This is a genomic window from Bradyrhizobium sp. CSA112, from assembly GCF_029051645.1.
GTDB lineage: Bacteria > Pseudomonadota > Alphaproteobacteria > Rhizobiales > Xanthobacteraceae > Bradyrhizobium.
In genome coordinates, this window is sequence record NZ_JAACFS010000055.1 from 13,407 (window position 1) to 29,567 (window position 16,161).

At 61.8% G+C, this 16,161-nt stretch carries 10 protein-coding genes and 6 pseudogenes; 1 reads left to right on the forward strand and 15 read right to left on the reverse strand.

The window, feature by feature from the left end:
* Positions 1 to 166: 166 nt before the first annotated feature.
* Together GWE18_RS39645 and GWE18_RS39650 are read right to left on the reverse strand one after the other, a co-directional pair.
* Positions 167 to 1,512 (reverse strand): annotated as a pseudogene (locus tag GWE18_RS39645) (IS5 family transposase).
* Between the two features lie 606 nt (positions 1,513 to 2,118).
* Positions 2,119 to 2,636: pseudogene (locus GWE18_RS39650) on the reverse strand (transposase); the annotation flags it as partial.
* Positions 2,637 to 3,109: 473 nt separating this feature from the next.
* Between GWE18_RS39650 and GWE18_RS39655 the strand changes: the two are divergent.
* Positions 3,110 to 5,206 (forward strand): recombinase family protein, encoded by a 2,097-nt coding sequence (locus tag GWE18_RS39655; protein ID WP_275190962.1) that lies wholly within the window; start codon positions 3,110 to 3,112, stop codon positions 5,204 to 5,206.
* Between the two features lie 33 nt (positions 5,207 to 5,239).
* Here GWE18_RS39655 and GWE18_RS39660 read toward each other — a convergent pair.
* The 13 genes and pseudogenes from GWE18_RS39660 to GWE18_RS39720 form a co-directional block, all read right to left on the reverse strand.
* Positions 5,240 to 5,530, reverse strand: a pseudogene (locus GWE18_RS39660) (transposase zinc-binding domain-containing protein); the annotation flags it as partial.
* Positions 5,531 to 5,660: 130 nt separating this feature from the next.
* Positions 5,661 to 5,837: a hypothetical protein gene (locus GWE18_RS39665; RefSeq protein WP_275190963.1), complete on the reverse strand. Its 177-nt coding sequence runs from the start codon at positions 5,835 to 5,837 to the stop codon at positions 5,661 to 5,663.
* 155 nt (positions 5,838 to 5,992) lie between these two features.
* Positions 5,993 to 6,991, reverse strand: a pseudogene (locus GWE18_RS39670) (site-specific integrase).
* A complete protein-coding gene (locus GWE18_RS39675) occupies positions 6,988 to 7,932 on the reverse strand; it encodes a tyrosine-type recombinase/integrase (RefSeq protein ID WP_275190964.1) in 945 nt (314 codons plus the stop codon). Before GWE18_RS39675 ends, GWE18_RS39670 begins: the two are co-directional and overlap by 4 nt.
* Positions 7,929 to 9,161: a site-specific integrase gene (locus tag GWE18_RS39680; protein ID WP_275190965.1), complete on the reverse strand. Its 1,233-nt coding sequence runs from the start codon at positions 9,159 to 9,161 to the stop codon at positions 7,929 to 7,931. The genes GWE18_RS39675 and GWE18_RS39680 overlap by 4 nt, the downstream gene beginning before the upstream one ends.
* Positions 9,162 to 9,210: 49 nt before the next feature.
* Complete coding sequence (locus GWE18_RS39685) at positions 9,211 to 9,948, reverse strand: tyrosine-type recombinase/integrase (RefSeq protein WP_275190966.1); 738 nt, start codon at positions 9,946 to 9,948, stop codon at positions 9,211 to 9,213.
* A 108-nt stretch (positions 9,949 to 10,056) separates the two neighbouring features.
* On the reverse strand, positions 10,057 to 10,560 hold the full coding sequence (locus tag GWE18_RS39690) for a tyrosine-type recombinase/integrase (RefSeq protein ID WP_342804339.1): 504 nt from the start codon (positions 10,558 to 10,560) through the stop codon (positions 10,057 to 10,059).
* Positions 10,491 to 10,961 (reverse strand): integrase, encoded by a 471-nt coding sequence (locus GWE18_RS39695; protein ID WP_275190967.1) that lies wholly within the window; start codon positions 10,959 to 10,961, stop codon positions 10,491 to 10,493. The genes GWE18_RS39690 and GWE18_RS39695 overlap by 70 nt, the downstream gene beginning before the upstream one ends.
* Positions 10,961 to 12,196, reverse strand: coding sequence for a tyrosine-type recombinase/integrase (locus GWE18_RS39700; RefSeq protein WP_275190968.1), 1,236 nt, complete (start codon positions 12,194 to 12,196; stop codon positions 10,961 to 10,963). Before GWE18_RS39700 ends, GWE18_RS39695 begins: the two co-directional genes overlap by 1 nt.
* Positions 12,197 to 12,342: 146 nt before the next feature.
* Positions 12,343 to 12,537, reverse strand: a pseudogene (locus GWE18_RS39705) (transposase zinc-binding domain-containing protein); the annotation flags it as partial.
* A gap of 158 nt (positions 12,538 to 12,695) precedes the next feature.
* A complete protein-coding gene (locus GWE18_RS39710) occupies positions 12,696 to 14,753 on the reverse strand; it encodes a recombinase family protein (protein ID WP_275190970.1) in 2,058 nt (685 codons plus the stop codon).
* Positions 14,734 to 14,907 (reverse strand): hypothetical protein, encoded by a 174-nt coding sequence (locus tag GWE18_RS39715; RefSeq protein WP_275190971.1) that lies wholly within the window; start codon positions 14,905 to 14,907, stop codon positions 14,734 to 14,736. Before GWE18_RS39715 ends, GWE18_RS39710 begins: the two co-directional genes overlap by 20 nt.
* Before the next feature lie 305 nt (positions 14,908 to 15,212).
* Positions 15,213 to 15,951, reverse strand: a pseudogene (locus GWE18_RS39720) (tyrosine-type recombinase/integrase); the annotation flags it as partial.
* Positions 15,952 to 16,161: the final 210 nt, after the last annotated feature.

Genomic DNA, 16,161 nt, shown 5'->3' on the forward strand with positions numbered 1-16,161 from the left:
AGGCGCACGCTTTACCGAGAAGCAGGGCCACTATCTGGCTTTCATCTATACCTACTCGCACATGTTCGGACGGCCACCCGCCGAAACCGACATGCACCGCACTTCAGTGTCAGCCCGCCCTCAGTCCATCAGATGATCGTCAGTCGTCTGTGAAGAACCCCGGACTTCAGCTCGGGACGAGGTGAAGTCGGAGGATCAACTGGACGAGGATTTGGCGCAACAAGAGTTCCAGCCAGCGGAGGAGACGCCGGAAGTTGTAGCCGGCGGCGGCGAGGCATTGATGGCATCGCCCTGGCGGTGCCAGAGATAGTTGCGGCCCATCCGGTGTTCGGATTTGAGGTGGCCGATGACCGGCTCGACGGCGGAACGCCGGCGCATCTCGCGCTTGATCTGCGGGGGCACCCGCCGCTTCTGGCCTGAGATGAACACCCTGAACTTGTATTCGGGTGGCGCATTGTGGCCGCGATAGCCTTTGTCGAGAACGAGGCGCTCGATGATGTTGCCGATGAGCACCTCCATGTCTGGGATCACCGTTTCAAGCGTGTGGCCGTCATAGGGGTTGCCGGGCAGCGCCTTCACATGGGTGACGAACTGACCGCCCTTGGCGTGCGCCAGTGTGGTGGCGACGGAGACCTTGACCCCGAACTCGTAAGGCCGGTGCGCCTTGCCCTTGCCGATGCACTCTACCTCCGGCGCGTGCAGCGAATAAACCTTTCGGGCCACGTTGGTGCTGCCTCTGGTCAAACACCCGTCGCGCCAGCGCCAGCATGCGGTTGAGCGCGATCTCATGGAGCAAGTCGACGTTGCCTTCAAGCTTGCGGGCGATGTCGCGAATGACGCGACCGAGATAGGTTCTGAGCGTCCTCCTCAAGGCGCGATTAGCGCGCTTGAACTGCTTGGCGTGGGCATAGCGCTGATGCTTGATGAGCGCGAACTTGCCCACCCGCCCATAGGACTGACGCAGCTTGATGCCGGCGCCCTTGGCGAGCCGCACCAGGATCTCGCGGGCGGGGAAGCGGGGCATCGGTCGGGAACATCACGTTCTTGGGCTGCACCGTGGCGTCGACGATGACGCGATTGAGGTCGGATGGTTTGATCGCCCCGGTCTTGGTGGCGACCGCAAGGCTCTCCTGCAGCAACGCTTGCAGCTTCTCCTCGCCCATACGCTGGCGCCAGCGGGTCAGTGAGGAGCGGTCGAACACCAGGCGATGCTGGAAGAATTCCTCGCCGCAGAAGAACTGGTAATAGGGGTTTTCCAGCCAGCGCTCGCACAACACCTCATCGGAGATGTCGTAGGTGTGCTTGAGCATGGCCAGCCCCGCAATCAGCCGCGTCGGCAACGGTGGCCGGGCCCGGCTTGTCTTCGTAGACTGCACCGAACTGTTCCTCGAGGAACGACCAGTCGATCGTCCGCGCCAGCTTCACCAGCGCATGGTTCATGTCGATGATCGCGTCCAGCCGCGAGCGCAGAAGATCGGCCTGTCCGCTGTCCCGTCGCTCCTTGGATCGCATCTCCCCCTCCGATGTGACCACGGAATCATGACGCGCGATTCGACGGAATCTTGAGGGTTCTGTGAGGTCGTGGGCACGGCGGCGCCTGGGACGCGCGCGCGGGCGCGACCTCATAGAAGCCGGATTGAACGAAGCCGCGGTTGTTTGAGCACTATGGGGATCGTGGCGATGGTGTGCCGGCGGGGCAATTTTGACAACAGCTGCGCAACCGACGCGACGCGTTATTATGGCAAGGACGACCTCGCGGATTGGGTGCTGGGCGCGAGAAGGACATCAGTTTGATGCGTCGGCCGGTTCCGCAGTCGGGCTTGCGGCACGCGATCGGCATGGCTGTCGGGGTGGCGATAGTTTGCGCAGCAACCTCGGCGGCAGTGACGACGATAACAGGCAGCGATGAGATCATGATGTATCACAGCGGAACGGCTGATGGGCGGAGGAGCGCGGCACGGCTGCGATCCGCCGCATGATGCCGCCGCAATCGGGGCAGATGAGAAAGTCACAGGCGCTGCTCTGTCGATCGCGTTTGGCGTGACCGGTCGCCAACTCGGAATCGGCCGTGGTGTGATGGGCATCGAGCAACCGGCGGCAGAGAGCGAAGTTGTCGCCGCGTTGGCCATTGGCGAAGAAGCCGTAGTAGCGAATGCGATGGAAGCCATCCGGCAGGGCATGCAACAGGAAACGGCGGATGAACTCGTCGGCATCGAGCGTCATCACCTTAGTCTTGCTGTCGTGGCGATAGTCCTCCCAGGCGAAGCGGACCTTGCCGTCGGAGAGCGACACCAGCCGGCTGTTGGCGATGGCGAGGCGATGGGTGTAGCGGCCGAGATAGGCCAGCACCTGTTCGGGGCCACCGAACGGCGGCTGGCATAGACGACCCATTCGATGCGTCTGAGTTGGTCCAGCCCGGTGGCAAAGGCCGTGGGCTCGGCAAGACCGGCGAGGTTGCCGAAGAAGCGCAGCTCGCCGGCGTCGAATGCCTCCTGGAGGTTCTGCAGGAACAGTCGACGAAACAGGCGCGAAAGCACGCGCACGGGCAGGAAGAAGCCGGGGCGGCAAGCGATCCAGCGTGTCCCGTCGAGCGAGGGGCCGCCGCCTGGCACCACGCAATGAATGTGCGGATGGTGGCACCCACGCCCACAATACCCTGAGCGCCGATAATACAGATGTTCAGGTCTTCTACCCCTTTCACCCGCTTCATGGTGTTACCCTGCGGATTCTTCGCAGACCAACGAGAGGAGATGGGGCGGTCTGTGTCATGGATCCAGCCGGGAGACGACTGAAGATTCCCATCTGGATGCTGTTGCCGGAGTGTGCCGAGATCACGATCTCGCAACGACCGCGCCTCGGTAAGCAAGCCCTCCTATCTCTCGCTTCATTGATCGCCTCACGACTCGACTCACCCTGTCCACGATAACCTTCGGCGACCGCGCGTTAGCGGAAGCGAGGGAGGTCGTCGTGGTGCAACTTCAACTTTTAGATTTGATGATCTCAAGGGAATGCGGCGCCGTGCCAATGGACGCAGCGACACGCGCCGATCTGATCGATCTCATAGCCCGCGTTATAGCAGCGGTGTTTCACGAGGAGAGGAGAAGAGGAAATGACAGAGCTCTTGCACAATCCCAAAATCAAACCGGAGCATCTGGCTCGCAAGGCGATCGTCTACCTTCGGCAATCCAGCGAAAAGCAAGTACGACAGAATAAGGAAAGTCAACTCCTCCAGTATGCGATGGCCGAACGGGTGCGTGCGCTGGGCTGGCAGGAGGTCGAGATCATCAATAATGACCTGGGATCGAGCGCGGGCCTTGCCGCCGCCCAGCGGGAAGGCTTTGAGCGCGTCCTCAGCTCGGTAGCGCTGGGAGAGGTCCGAATCGTCGGCAGCCGAGAGGTATCACGGCTATCCCGAACGGACAAAGATTGGTGTCGGCTGTTGGAGGTATGCCAGATCTTTGGAACGCTAATCGCTGACGAGCAACAGGTCTACGATCTGAATAATCTCGACGATCAGTTGGTGTTGGGTATCAAAGGGACACTCAGCGTCGTCGAGCTCAAGGTTATACGCCAACGAATGCTGGCAGGGCAGGAAGCCAAAGCGCGCCGCGGCGAACTGTTCAAACGGCTTCCGATTGGGTATGCCCGCGACCCCGTGGGTAAGATCATGTTTCATCCCGACCGACGGGTCTGCGAAGCGATACAGCTCGTGTTCGCCAAGTTTCGAGAACTGTGGAGCGTGCGTCAGACATTCCAATGGTTCCGTGATCACGACCTGGAGCTACCGGTCAATCCCATACAGGGAACGCGGCTGATCTGGAAGGTTCCTTCGCAGAGCCTAATCCGCGACATTTTGCGCAATCCCTTCTACGCCGGTGCCTCTGTTTGGGGACGGCGTCCAGTAACGACCTTGCTGGTAGGAGGCCGGCTCGAGAAACGTCAGAGCGCGATGCGCCCCGCCGAAGAGTGCCGCGTCTTCATCCGCGATCATCATGTAGGTTATATTGACTGGGCAACCTACGAAGAGAATCAGCGAATGATACGGCGCAATTCGGTGAACTGGGAGGGGGACGAATCGATGGCGGCGATTCGCGCTGGCCAGGGTCTTCTGGTCGGACTCCTGCGCTGCGGACATTGTGGGCGCAAGCTGCATGTACGGTATTGGGGCGGCCGTGGCACCCATGCGCGCTACCTTTGCAAGGGCGACTACGATGATGGCGGGCAGTATTGCATCGGCTTCGGCGGCAGCTCGGTAGACCGGTGCGTAGGACAAGAACTATTAAAGGCGATCGCGCCATTGGGGGTGGAAGCCAGTCTGCGAGCTCTCGAAGAACTGAGTGCTGTCGGCACCGCTCAATGTACCGCCCTGTCCCGCAAGCTCGAGCAACTGGTGTATGAGGCGAGGAAGGCCTTCGAACAGTACGACGCGGTGGATGCCCGGAATCGACTTGCAGCCAGCGAGTTGGAACGGCGGTGGAACGGAAAGCTGGAAGAGATCGAGGCAGTCAAGCAGCGGCTTTCCAGTCTCGAAACCGAGCGCTACTCGTTATCGCCTGAAGAGGAAATCAGAATACGTTCGATGGGTGATCATTTTGCTGGAGTCTGGCAGAGCAACCACTGTCCCCCGACACTTAAGAAGATGATCTTCCGCACCGCCATCGAAGAGATCATTGTACGCACTGACCAGGATAAAAAAAACCTTGAGTTGCTGATTCCCTGGAAAGGAGGTGCGCATACGCAACTCACGATGGAACGACCACGTTCCGTAACGGAAACGGCCACGCCCATGGAGGCGCTGGAGATCATTCGTCGCATGGCTGTTCGATACGGCGACGACCAGATTGCCTCTGTGTTGAACCGACGCGGCTATTCCACGGGTAAAGGGAAGCGGTGGAATCAGACCCGTGTAGCGACAGCCCGGCGTAACCATTCGATAGCCGGTCAAAAACGAGCTCTGCACGATCCGGAGAGAGTGAGTTTGAGCGAAGCTGCGCGAATATGCGGCGTCAGCCACCACACCATCCAAAGGCTGGTTGAAGCCGGCCTATTGAAGTGCGAACAAATAACTCCTCGTGCACCTTGGGAAGTCAGCCGCCGTGATTTGGATGCCGAACCCATTCGCAGCGTTATTGAGGGCCTCCACCGCACCGGCAAGCTAATTCTGCAGGGGGGTTGCGCGGAAGATCAACTTGCGTTGTTCACTTGAAAATCAAGGAGATGATAATGCCCGGTATCTTGAGTGAGGGTTCTGCTGCAGGGTCTGACCCCAGGTATGGGGCACCGCGGTGACGCCGATTTGCGCGCCCAGATGCCTGGGTTCGGCGGCAATGGTGGTGAGCGTCTCAGCGGCGGCGCGAAACAGGATCGCATAGACGGCGGCCTTGTTCTGGAACGCGATCTCGCCCGCCAGCGTCGGCAGGGTGAAGACGACATGGAAGTACGGCACCGGCAACAGTTCGGCCTGTCGATGCGCGAGCCATTCGGCGCGCGCCAGCCCCTGGCACTTGGGGCAATGGCGGTTGCGGCAGGTAATGGGCGACGCCCATTACCTGCCTTATGGGCAAAGCCGGTAATGGGGAGCTGGCGGCAATTTGATCGCGCTCCTGCACCAATCACCGCCAACCCCGCTCTCCATTACGAGGTACGCCTGAGGAGTTCGATCAGCCGGTCGGTGGGCTGGAAGACGCCGCGCCGCAGGTGGGGCGGCACGATGCCTCCATCGCATCGAGCTTCTCGGTTGGATCGCCGCGCGTGTAGACCTCGGTGGTCGTCAGCGTAGCGTGGCCCAGCCACAGCGACACCTTCCGGATGTCCCCGGTCGCTTGCAGAACGACCATCGCGCAGGTGTGCCTCCTATATCGATCAAGACATAGACGACACTATCTACCCCGCCCGACTATGTCGGGTAGCTTTAGACTGGAACTACAAACATCTGAGAAACAACGAGGTTTCCTGCAGAAACACCCGGGCCACCCGACATAGTCAGCGTGATCTACAGGCTGTTCAAGAACTCCAGCAGATTGTCGTCGGGCCGGAAGCGGGATGACTTACCGGAATATGAGAGCGCCTTTGCCAGTGCCGTCTCCTTCATCGCCAACGTCGCCTCGAGATAGATCTGTGTGGTCTCGACCGATTCATGGCCGAGCCATAGGGCGATGACGGCGCGATCGACGCCGGCCTGCAGGAGGTCCATGGCCATCGTGTGCCTCAGACGATGAACAGTGACGCGCTTTCCATTCAGAGACGGGCACATGGCAGAAGCGGTCCGGCGGTGCTTGTTCAGCATATACTGAACGCCATGAACGCTCAGCCGCTCGCCTCTGGCGCTGGGAAACAGGATACTCTCTTCTCCGCGCTGAGGCTCTTTCAGCCAGCTTCTCAAGACCGTGGTCGTAGATTTGGCGAATGGGGTGCAGCGTTCCTTGCGCCCTTTGCCGATGACCCGCAGATGGGCGCCCGTGCCGAAGAACAGATCGTCCCGCTTGAGACCAGTGATCTCCGATAGCCGCAGTCCGGTCTGCACGGCGACCAGTAGGAACGCGTGATCACGTCGCCCGGACTAGGTCGATTGATCCGGTGCGGCCAGCAAGGCATCGACCTCTGGGCGGGTCAGGAAATTGACGAGGGTTCGAGTGAAGCGCTTACTGGGGATTGCAAGCACGCGTTGGATTTGGGCGGAATGCTCGGGTGCCTCGAAGGCCGCGTAGCGAAAGAAGGAATGAATCGCCGTGAGGCGCAGGTTACGGCTGCGGACGCTGATACCCTGATGGTTCTCCAGGTCACCAAGGAAGGCAACGATCAACGGCGCGTCGACCTCCTCGAAGTTCAAGCGAGACGGCGGCTTATGCAATGTTCGTTCGGCGAACTTCAGCAACTGCCGAAATGTATCGCGATAGGAACTGATCGTATGGGGGCTTGCCTGCCGCTGTTGCATCAGGCGTTGGGTGAAAAAGCGCTCCAAAAGTGGCGCGAGGCTGGCATGCTTGGTCATGTCCGATCCTCCCAGCGGCGCTCAAGGCGGCGCATTGCTTCTTTCATCAGCTCGGGTGAACCGGTGAGGTACCATTGGGTATCGGCCACGTGGACATGACCGAGATAGGTGGACAAAATGGGCAGGAGCCGCTCGGGATCTTGCTCGGCTTCGTACCAACGCACCAGTGTGTTCGTCGCAAACACGTGCCGCATGTCATGCAGGCGCGGGCCGTGGCTGTCAGTTGCGCCTCGCAGGCCGATCTGGCGAGACAGAGTATAGAATGTTCGATGAATGTCTCCCACATCAAGGCGGTTGCCCAACTGGGACGTGAACAAATAAGGAAACGCTGCCTGGGCTGCACAATGCTGTCGGCGGCGTTTGAGATAATCCTGGAGCACTGCGCACGTTGATGCCTGCATCGGCACAAGACGAGACTTTCCGAACTTCGTGCCACGGATCGTCAGCACAGCGGCATCGAAATCGATGTCCGAAAGTTTGAGGTTGCGGGCTTCGCCGAGGCGCAAGCCGGAAACGCTCAGCAATCCGAACAAGCAATAATATGTCCATGGCCTGAGCTTGCAGCGAGTATATCGGCACGGCATCTCAAGCGCTGCGGACAAGAGGCGCTGGATGTCTTCCTTTGAATAGAGATAAGGCCGAGCTCGCTTCGGGCGAAAGGGTAGCAGACCGTCCGGGGGAATCTGGGTTCGCGGATCAGCGGCAGCTCGATGACGGGCGAATACGCGGACATACCCCAGCCGTCTCGCCCAATGCGAAGGCTGCGCGCGCGACGGCCGCTGAGCCCAGGCAAGGGCCAGTTCCGTCGTGATGTGTGGCGTGTCGTTGGCCTCCAGGAAGGCGGCGAAATCGATCAATCCCCGTTCTGTCTCTCGCAGCTTGAACCCCAGCCCTCGCCGCATCTCGATGTACTCCTTAACAGCCTGTCGGAGCGTGCTCATTGGGCTTCTCCCGGCCATGGCAAAGCCAGTGTTCGCAAAGCGTCGAGATCGACCTTGGCGTAAATCGCCGTTGTCTGCACATGACGGTGTCCCAGAACTTCACCGATCTCACCCAGCGAGGCACCGCCACGAAGCATCTCTGAGGCAAGGCCGTGTCGGAACTGGTGCGTTCCCTTTGTGGGAGATTCGATGCCGGCCCTCCTAAGTGAGCGTCGGATGACCGACCCGAACCCACTCGGCCCCTTGAACCCGCGGATCGGGGCCTTGTCGCGCAAGAAGACCCGACGGTTGGCATTGTGTGGGCGCGGCTTCCGCAGGTAGTCGGCAATCGCCTCGCCAACGTCCGCTGGCAACGGAAGGTCGTTGCGTTGACCGTTCTTGCCACGCACACGGATCTGCCCGGCGACCCAATCGATATCATCGAGTTCGAGCGAAACTACCTCACTCGATCGCAATCCCAACCTCGCCAATGCGAGGATCATCGCGTAGTCGCGGCACCCGACTCGCGTATCGCGGTCAATGCTGGCGAGTAAGCGAGTTACCTCGTCGCGGCCGATCGCACGAGGAATAGATGAAAGCGACCAGTTGGCCACGATCGGGACCGCTGCCGCCAGGTCCGACGTGATGTCCCCACGATACCGCGCATAGGAGAGAAATGACCGCAGTGCGGTGGTTATGATCTTGGCGCGTCGCATGTTGAGACGCGAAATCGTCTTTTGCACGAAATCGATCACGTCGACGGCACGCAATTGTGCGAGCGACACCTCACCATCACTGAAGCGGAAGTTGAGAAAACCTCGAACGACTGGCCGATAATTTATGATCGTTTGACGAGACAGCGCACGTGCATGTTGCAAGTACCGCTCATATGCCTGCACATGTTGTTCTACCGGCGATGGGTTGTGGCCGGCCTCAATCTCTTCGGCGATTGCGTTCTGGCTTCGCAGAAAAGCCAGTAGATGTCGAAGAGCGGCGGTATCTCCAAGCTTTGGTCGCTGCGCTCGGTCTAGCAAATAACGCCCAGGATGATCTCCACCTATGTCGCTTAGCTCAATCCCCTTGTGCCGGAGCCATTTGCTGAAGCCTGCCGCCATCAGCACCTGGTTCCTCATGGAAACAAGACCGTAGCCTCGATCGCCGAGCCATTCGGCGAACGGAACAATGTAACTCGCCACCGGGCCCTCTAGTGGCCGCGACAACGCCAAATCATCATTGATGAAACACTTCACTGTTTGCTCCCTGTCCAAGCTGGATTGCCGGAAGGGCTACAAACTATCTCTACATGTTATCGCATAAACCCTTGGAATTGTGGGCAAAACTAAAGCTACCCGACATAGTCGGGCGGGGTAGATAGTGCCTGAGCACGTGGGGCGAGACGCGTTTCCTGGCGAGACCGGGCTGCTTGCGAGCCACAGTCGCGGCGTGCTGCCTGAGCAGATAGGCAAAGCCCCATCGGCTCAGCGGCTCACCGCGGGCGTTGACGAACACCTCGGGTGTCGCGACCTGCCCGCGGATGGCGAGCCAGGCACGCAGTGCAGCGGCCGCCGGCTTCCACAACGGCAGCGTCCGCTCCCGGCGTCCCTTGCCGAGCACGCGGATGCTCATCGAAGGCAGGTCGATGTCATCGACCTTGAGGCCCGTCAGCTCGGAGACGCGCAGCCCTGCGCAGACGGCCACGTGCAGCATTGCGCGATCGCGGATGCCATCGCGTGTCGCCGGATCGGGAGCGTCGAGCACGGCTTGGAGCTCTTCGCGCAGAAGGTAGGGCACCAGGCGCGTGTCAGTTTTCTTGAACGGGATCGCCAGTACACAGCGGATCTGCTCGAGCGCTGCCGGCTGCCGGTACTCGAGGAAGCGAAAGAACGACTTGATCGCCGGCAGGCGAACGTTGCGCGTCACGGCCGCGTTTTTGCGCTCGTCCTCAAGATGCTCGAGGAAGGCGCTGACGAGCCCGGCATCGATCTGCTCGAGCGTCAGCGCCGATGGTTTGACCTTGAGCCGGTCGGCGGCGAACACGAACAGCAGCTGGAAGCTCGAGGCATAGGAGTCCCTCGTGTGCCGGCTCGCCCCGCTGGCAAGCGAGTGTGTCGCGCAGGAACGTCTCGATGAGGGGAGCGATCGGCGTCATGATGACCTCCCTTCGGACATAAACGCTTCGCCGGCCGTGGCGACATCGCGCAAGAGGTCGGGCGTGGCCTCGAGGTACCAGTAGGTCGCGTAGATGTTGACGTGACCCATGTAGGTCGCGAGTGCCGCCATGTGTGCCCCGCACCGGCCTCGGCCGGTAGGGCTGCCTTGCAGCGCGCGCACCGCAAACGTGTGCCGCAGATCGTGCAGGCGAGGACGGCGAGCCGACGTCGATCTGATGCCAGCCTTGTCGACCAGCCTGTCGAAGGTCTCCTTGACGGCAATGTAGCGTAGCGGCCGATTGCGCTTGTCGATGAACACCGGATCATCGTCTGAGCCGGGCCCGCGACGTGCCAGGTATCGCTGCAAGCCGGCGGCCGCCGTGTCGTGCAGCGGCACCAGTCGCGTCTTGCGGAACTTGGTCTCGCGGATCAGCAGACGTCGCGGGTCACGTCCGCGATCGTCAGCTTCAGGGCTTCGGAGATCCTGAGCCCGGTGGATGAGAGCAGCGCGATCAAGGTCGCTTGCGTGTGCGGGCGCAAGCCGCGCATTGGCCGAAGCCGGAGCGCAGCTTCGACCAGCCGACTGATCTCGTCTGTCGTGTAGATGTGCGGCGTGCGACGCTTCTTACGGGCGCCGAAGTGATTTGCCGGCGGCAGCTCGTGCCCGACGTCCTCCACCCGGACATGGCGTACGAAGCGACAGACGGCTCTTAGCCCTGCATCGCGTTGCGCGACGGATGGTCCGAGCGCGGCCCAGTCGATCGCTGTTTTTGTCTCGACGTACGTTTGTCCACGCTCGGCCGCGAAGGCGGCAAAGCTCTTCAGCAGGTACTCCGCGGTCGACATCGCGAAGCCCGTGGTGCGGCGGAGCGCGAGATAGGTCTCGATGGCGTCGAGCATCAGAGCGCCTCCGGCCAGGGCTGAGCAACCTGCTTCAGCAGCACGACGTCGGCCTTTGCGTAATAGGCCGTCGTGTCGATGCCGCGATGCCGAAGGACGAGGCCGATCTTGTCGAGCGGCACGCCGTGGCGCAGCATCTCGGTCGCCGCGGTGTGCCGCAGAGCGTGGGCCCCTTTGACCGGCGGCACGATGTCGGCCCGCTTCATGATACGCTTCACCACCGACGAGATGCCGTCGCCTCGTCGGAATGGCCGGAACGGCGCGATCGTGCGCAGGAACAAGACATCGTTCCGGCGAGTAGACGGCCGGCATTCGAGGTAGGCGGCGATCGCATCCCCGACGTCTTGCGGTAGCGGCAGCCGGACCTCGTAGCGCGACTTGCCGCAGACCCGCAGCGATCCCGTTTGCCACTCGATATCGGTGAGACGCAGTTGCGCCACGTCACCGGCCCGCAGGCCGAGGCGCACCAACAAAAGTACGATCGCACGATCACGCCGGCGCGCACCGGCATCGCCGTCACAGGCAGCGATCAGCCGGTCGACCTGCTCGGTCGATAGATACCGGGGCATGTCGGCAAGCTGCCAATGAGCGTAGGCCGGAACGGCGCCGTCGAGACCTGCCTGACAACGGCCTGCGACTGCGAGATACCGCAGGAAAGCCCGCAGGCTCGTCGTCATCTTCTCGATCGTGCCACTCCCGCTATTGCTCGCCCGCTCCAGGAAGTAACTGCGGACATCGTTCGGCCTCCAGCCGGCCGGGTCAGATCGAAGCTCCATCATCAGGCCCGCGGCGTCGCGGGCGTAGAGCCTGACGGTGGCATCGGATGCGCCGCGATGCTTGCGCAGCCACGTCTTGAAGTCCGCGACCAGCAGCTGCGGCTCGGCGGGTGCTGCCCCCACGGCCGCGGACCGGCAAAGGCCGAGCTCGACGAGGTGCCGACGAAAGAGCCTGGCACCGTAGATGGTGTGGTGGTTGCGCCGGCCGCCTTTGGCGCGTGGACACCGGCAAGTGCGCAGGTGCTCGCCGAACGCGGCGAGATCAACGTCCGTCAGGCCCGCGCCTTGCTCGGCCATGACATGGCCGATGTGAGCCGCCGCTCGCAAATAGCGTACCGCTGTCTCGGGGCCATAGCCCTGCTGCTCCAGCGCCGCTGCAAACCCGTCAAGGTAAGGCCCGCTCGGCCCACTGCGCAGATGCCCCAGCATCTTCGCTGCCGAGAAGTACGTCTCCAACATGTCCGTCTCCGTATGTGACCGGCCATCAGTGGCCGACCCAACGGGGCCGCACGGGCGACTTGTAATGGAGAGCTCGAGAGCGGCAATACACAGGAAAATACGGTGATCGCGATTGCCAGCTCCCCATTACCGGCTTTGCCCATAAGGCAGGAGTTGTAGGCGATGCGCGTGGTGCCGCAATCGTCGCACTGCTCGATGTGACCGCCGAGCGCCGCCGTCCGGCACGCCGTGATGGCGCCCATGACGCGCCGCTCGACGCGGCCGAGATGCCCGGCGCGGGCCTGCCGAAACGCTTCGCCGTGCCGGCGGAAGACATCCGCCACCTCCAGAACCGGAGTCATGATGCCCGCTCAGCCGGGCGGCACGACCTCCAGACGGAGCCGGTCAAGCGGACTTGGCGTGTTGCTGATGGTCTTGGTGGCGACCTGGATGTGGCGCGCCGTGCTGGCCAGGCTGGCGTGGCCGAGCAGTCATGAGTAATAATACGCATCCTCGTATCTCACTGAAACTCAAAGGTCTGCTGCGTGGGATTTGATGTTACCGGACCTGTTGATCGCTTCCGGGCACCGAATGCGGCCACATCCTCCGCCTTGATGACCCAGGGCGCACCCTTGCAGGCCTGCCGCCCATTGAGATCGCCTGTTCGAATCATACGCAGTGCCGTCATCTTGGCGACGCCGATGATCTGTGCGGCCGCATCGAGCGTGATCTCGCCACGCTCAGCCCATTCGCCATCCCGGTAAACCTCAATGTCGTGGTGTTTGCGGAAGCCGCGCACGCGCTGCTCCGTCCATCCGTTGCCATACCCGGTCGGCTTGCCTGAACGATTGAGGAGGCGTGCGATCTGCCGATCCGGCATCAAACGCGCCAGCTCGCACACCAGCGCAATCGTATCTTCACGCAGCGGCCAATGGGGCCGGCCGGCAGCATTCAATCTCAGCTTGACCTGTAGGGCAGTGTGATCGCCACCCTGCCAGTGAAGAACCATGTTGATAACTGCGCCTTCCTTGCGCACCACGATCTCGTTGAGCGCCGTGCGCAATATCCGCTTGCGCGTAGCGGCTGTGGCGCCTGGATGCGACCAGGCCAGCTCGAGGTCGGCGCCGATCTGCATGAGTTGCTGTCGCTCCCTTTCGCCCAGCGGTGGAGGCTTGGCCGCGACAATGGCAGCGATCTCGCCTTCTATTTGGTGCACGGCCTGCAATGCCTCATTCCAGCGGCGCTCCAGCTCGCCGGCCACTAAGCGATTGGCGGGATCGACTGCGTCGTATTGCCGCCGGGCATGCGCGGCCTCGTAGCGCGCCTGTTGAAGCGACAGCTCAAGCTGCCTTTGCGCAGCCGATGTCTCGCTCGTCTGGGTCTCGATCGCCTTGACGGCGGCATCAGTGCCGAGCGGCTTCAGGATACGCAGCACCTCCGTGCCAACGGCAGCATCGATGCTTAAGCCGCTGATCGAGATGCAGCGCGCCGTGCCGTGATTTGTGCGAGCGCCGTAGCAGCTGTAGCGTCCGAGCTTGCCGCTGTAGGACACATGCAGTTTGCGGCCGCAATGACCACAGCGCAGGAGTCCTGGCAGCAACAGCTCTCCGCGCCGAACCGCTCCCTTGACGGTGGCGCTGCCTTTGCCGGTGGCGTTGTTGGCGATCACGCGCTGGTTCCTCTCGAACTCCTCCCAGGTGATGTAGGCCTCATGATGATCCTTGATCAGTACATCCCATTCGCCCATCGGTCGATGCACGCCACGCCTCACGCGCTTGCGCCCCTGCTCGACGCTCACCTTGCTCGTCGTGCGCCCGAAGGCATAGGCGCCAGCATAAATCGGATTGGTCAGAATGTTGTGCACGATATTGTAGGCCGGCAACCTCCAGACGACACCGCGCGCCTCGCCAGCGCGCGACTTCACGGGCAACTCGATGCCTTCGTCGCGAAGCCAGATGTGGACCTGACGTGCGCTCTGGAACTCGGTAAACTTTGCGAAGACGAGCTGCAGTGCATCCCGGACGCGCTGGTCGGGATTCTTCTCGATCCGGTCGCGCCCGACTTTGACATAGCCGGCAGCAACACCGAGGACTAGCGCACCGCGGCGCGCCTTCTGCTTCAACGCTTCCTGCGAACGCTGGCGAAACAGCGACAGCTCAAGCTCGCTCATCGTGCCTTTCATCCCAAGCAACAGCCGATCATTGGGGCGCCGAGGATCGTAGATTCCGTCCTCGTCGACGATGATCGTTCCCACTAATCCACAGAACTCGATCAACGTGTGCCAGTCGCGGCCGTTGCGCGCCAGTCGCGATACCTCGATCGCGAGCACCGCGCCAACGCGGGCTTCGCAGATTGCAGCCAGCAAGCGCTCGAAGCCCGGCCGAGCGATGCCGCCGCCCGAACGGCCAAGATCATCGTCGATGACCTCGACCGTGGTCCAGCCGAGCTGACGGGCCCGATCCACGAGACCATATTGCCGGCGTCGGCTCTCATGATTATGCGTCAGCTGATCGGCCGTCGACTGTCGGATGTAAACATAGGCGCCGCGCGCAAGATGCTCAGTCGTGATCTTGCTCATCGCTGCTCTCCACGTTTGCCAGGGCGGTCGCGATCTCGCGCAGCAGGGCTTCCACCAGAGCGGCCAGATCGCCCATCGGTGCGGCCGCCAAAATGACGCGGGGCGCCTCGTCCTCGAACAGGCTCGGTTGGAGGCTTTTGGATTGGCGCGGCATTATCGGCTTCCTCCATCTTTGATTCGGACTGGAGAGAGCCTAGGAGCGCATCGGCTGCTGCGCGCAGGGATCGCAAGATATCAACGGAGAAACGGGGCTTCTCACAGAGCACGTATTGAGCAGCAGCCTCCCGTGTCATCCACGCCGGAATGCAAGCGAGCGAGCGGTCCGGCTGCAAGACGACTACGAGTTCGACACCCCGGTACTCGAGCTGCCGACTGATCAGCGCGGTCTCGCCGAATCGGGGATGAAATCGGTAGTAGATCAGCCCTTCAACCAGGTGTTCGTGGGCAGTATGTCGCCGTTCCGAGCAGCACCTGGATGATGCGCACGTCGGCCCCGTTCTCCAGCAGATGCGTCGCGAAGCTGTGTCGCAGCGTGTGGACCATCACCTGTTTGCTCAGGCCGGCCGCCGGGCGGGCTGAACGGCAAGCAGCGTGCAATACGGTGGGAGCAAGCGGCCGGTCCTCGTCACGGCCGGGAAACAGCCAGCGCTGCGGCCGGGCGAACCGCCAGTAGCTGCGCAGAATCCTCAACAGCTGCGGAGAGAGCATGACGTAACGGTCCTTGCCGCCCTTGCCTTGCTCGACCCGGATCACCATCCGCTGGCTGTCGATGTCGGTGATCTTCAGCAGAACCACCTCCGACACGCGCAGTCCGGCGGCATAGACCGTCGTCAGCGCGTTGCGGCTTTTGAGGCTTGGGATCGCCTCCAGGAAGCGCACGACCTCGTCGGCGCTGAGCACGACCGGCAGCTTGCGCGGCTCGCGCGCATAGGCGATGCGCTCCGGAATGGCGTCATGGCCGAGCGTCACACCGTAGAAAAAGCGCGGCGCACAGACGATCTGGTTCAGCGCCGGCCAGGACATCCCGATCGCCACCAGATGAACCTGAAAGGTGCGGACATCCTCCAGGCCGAGACCGACCGAAATACCGGCTGAACTTCGATACCGCGGCAAGGTAGGATCGTTGCGTCGCCGGCGACAGATTGCGGACCGTCATGTCCTCGATCATGCGGCGGCGAAGAGGGCTCATCTCGGCCATCGGAAAACCTCCTGTCTGAAAGGTTGGGCTCTGAAAAACCTCAATCCTCTCAGACAGGAGGCGGCCGTTACTACCTACCCTCAAATGCCGCGCCCGCGGCTTCGTTGTGTGCCGGGCATGCTCAATAGCTCGGAAGTGAAAGTCTTCCACCCAACCTGATGGAGGTGAAGGGTTAGTGAAACGCAAGGGCTGCCGTCGCGAGGCGGGGTC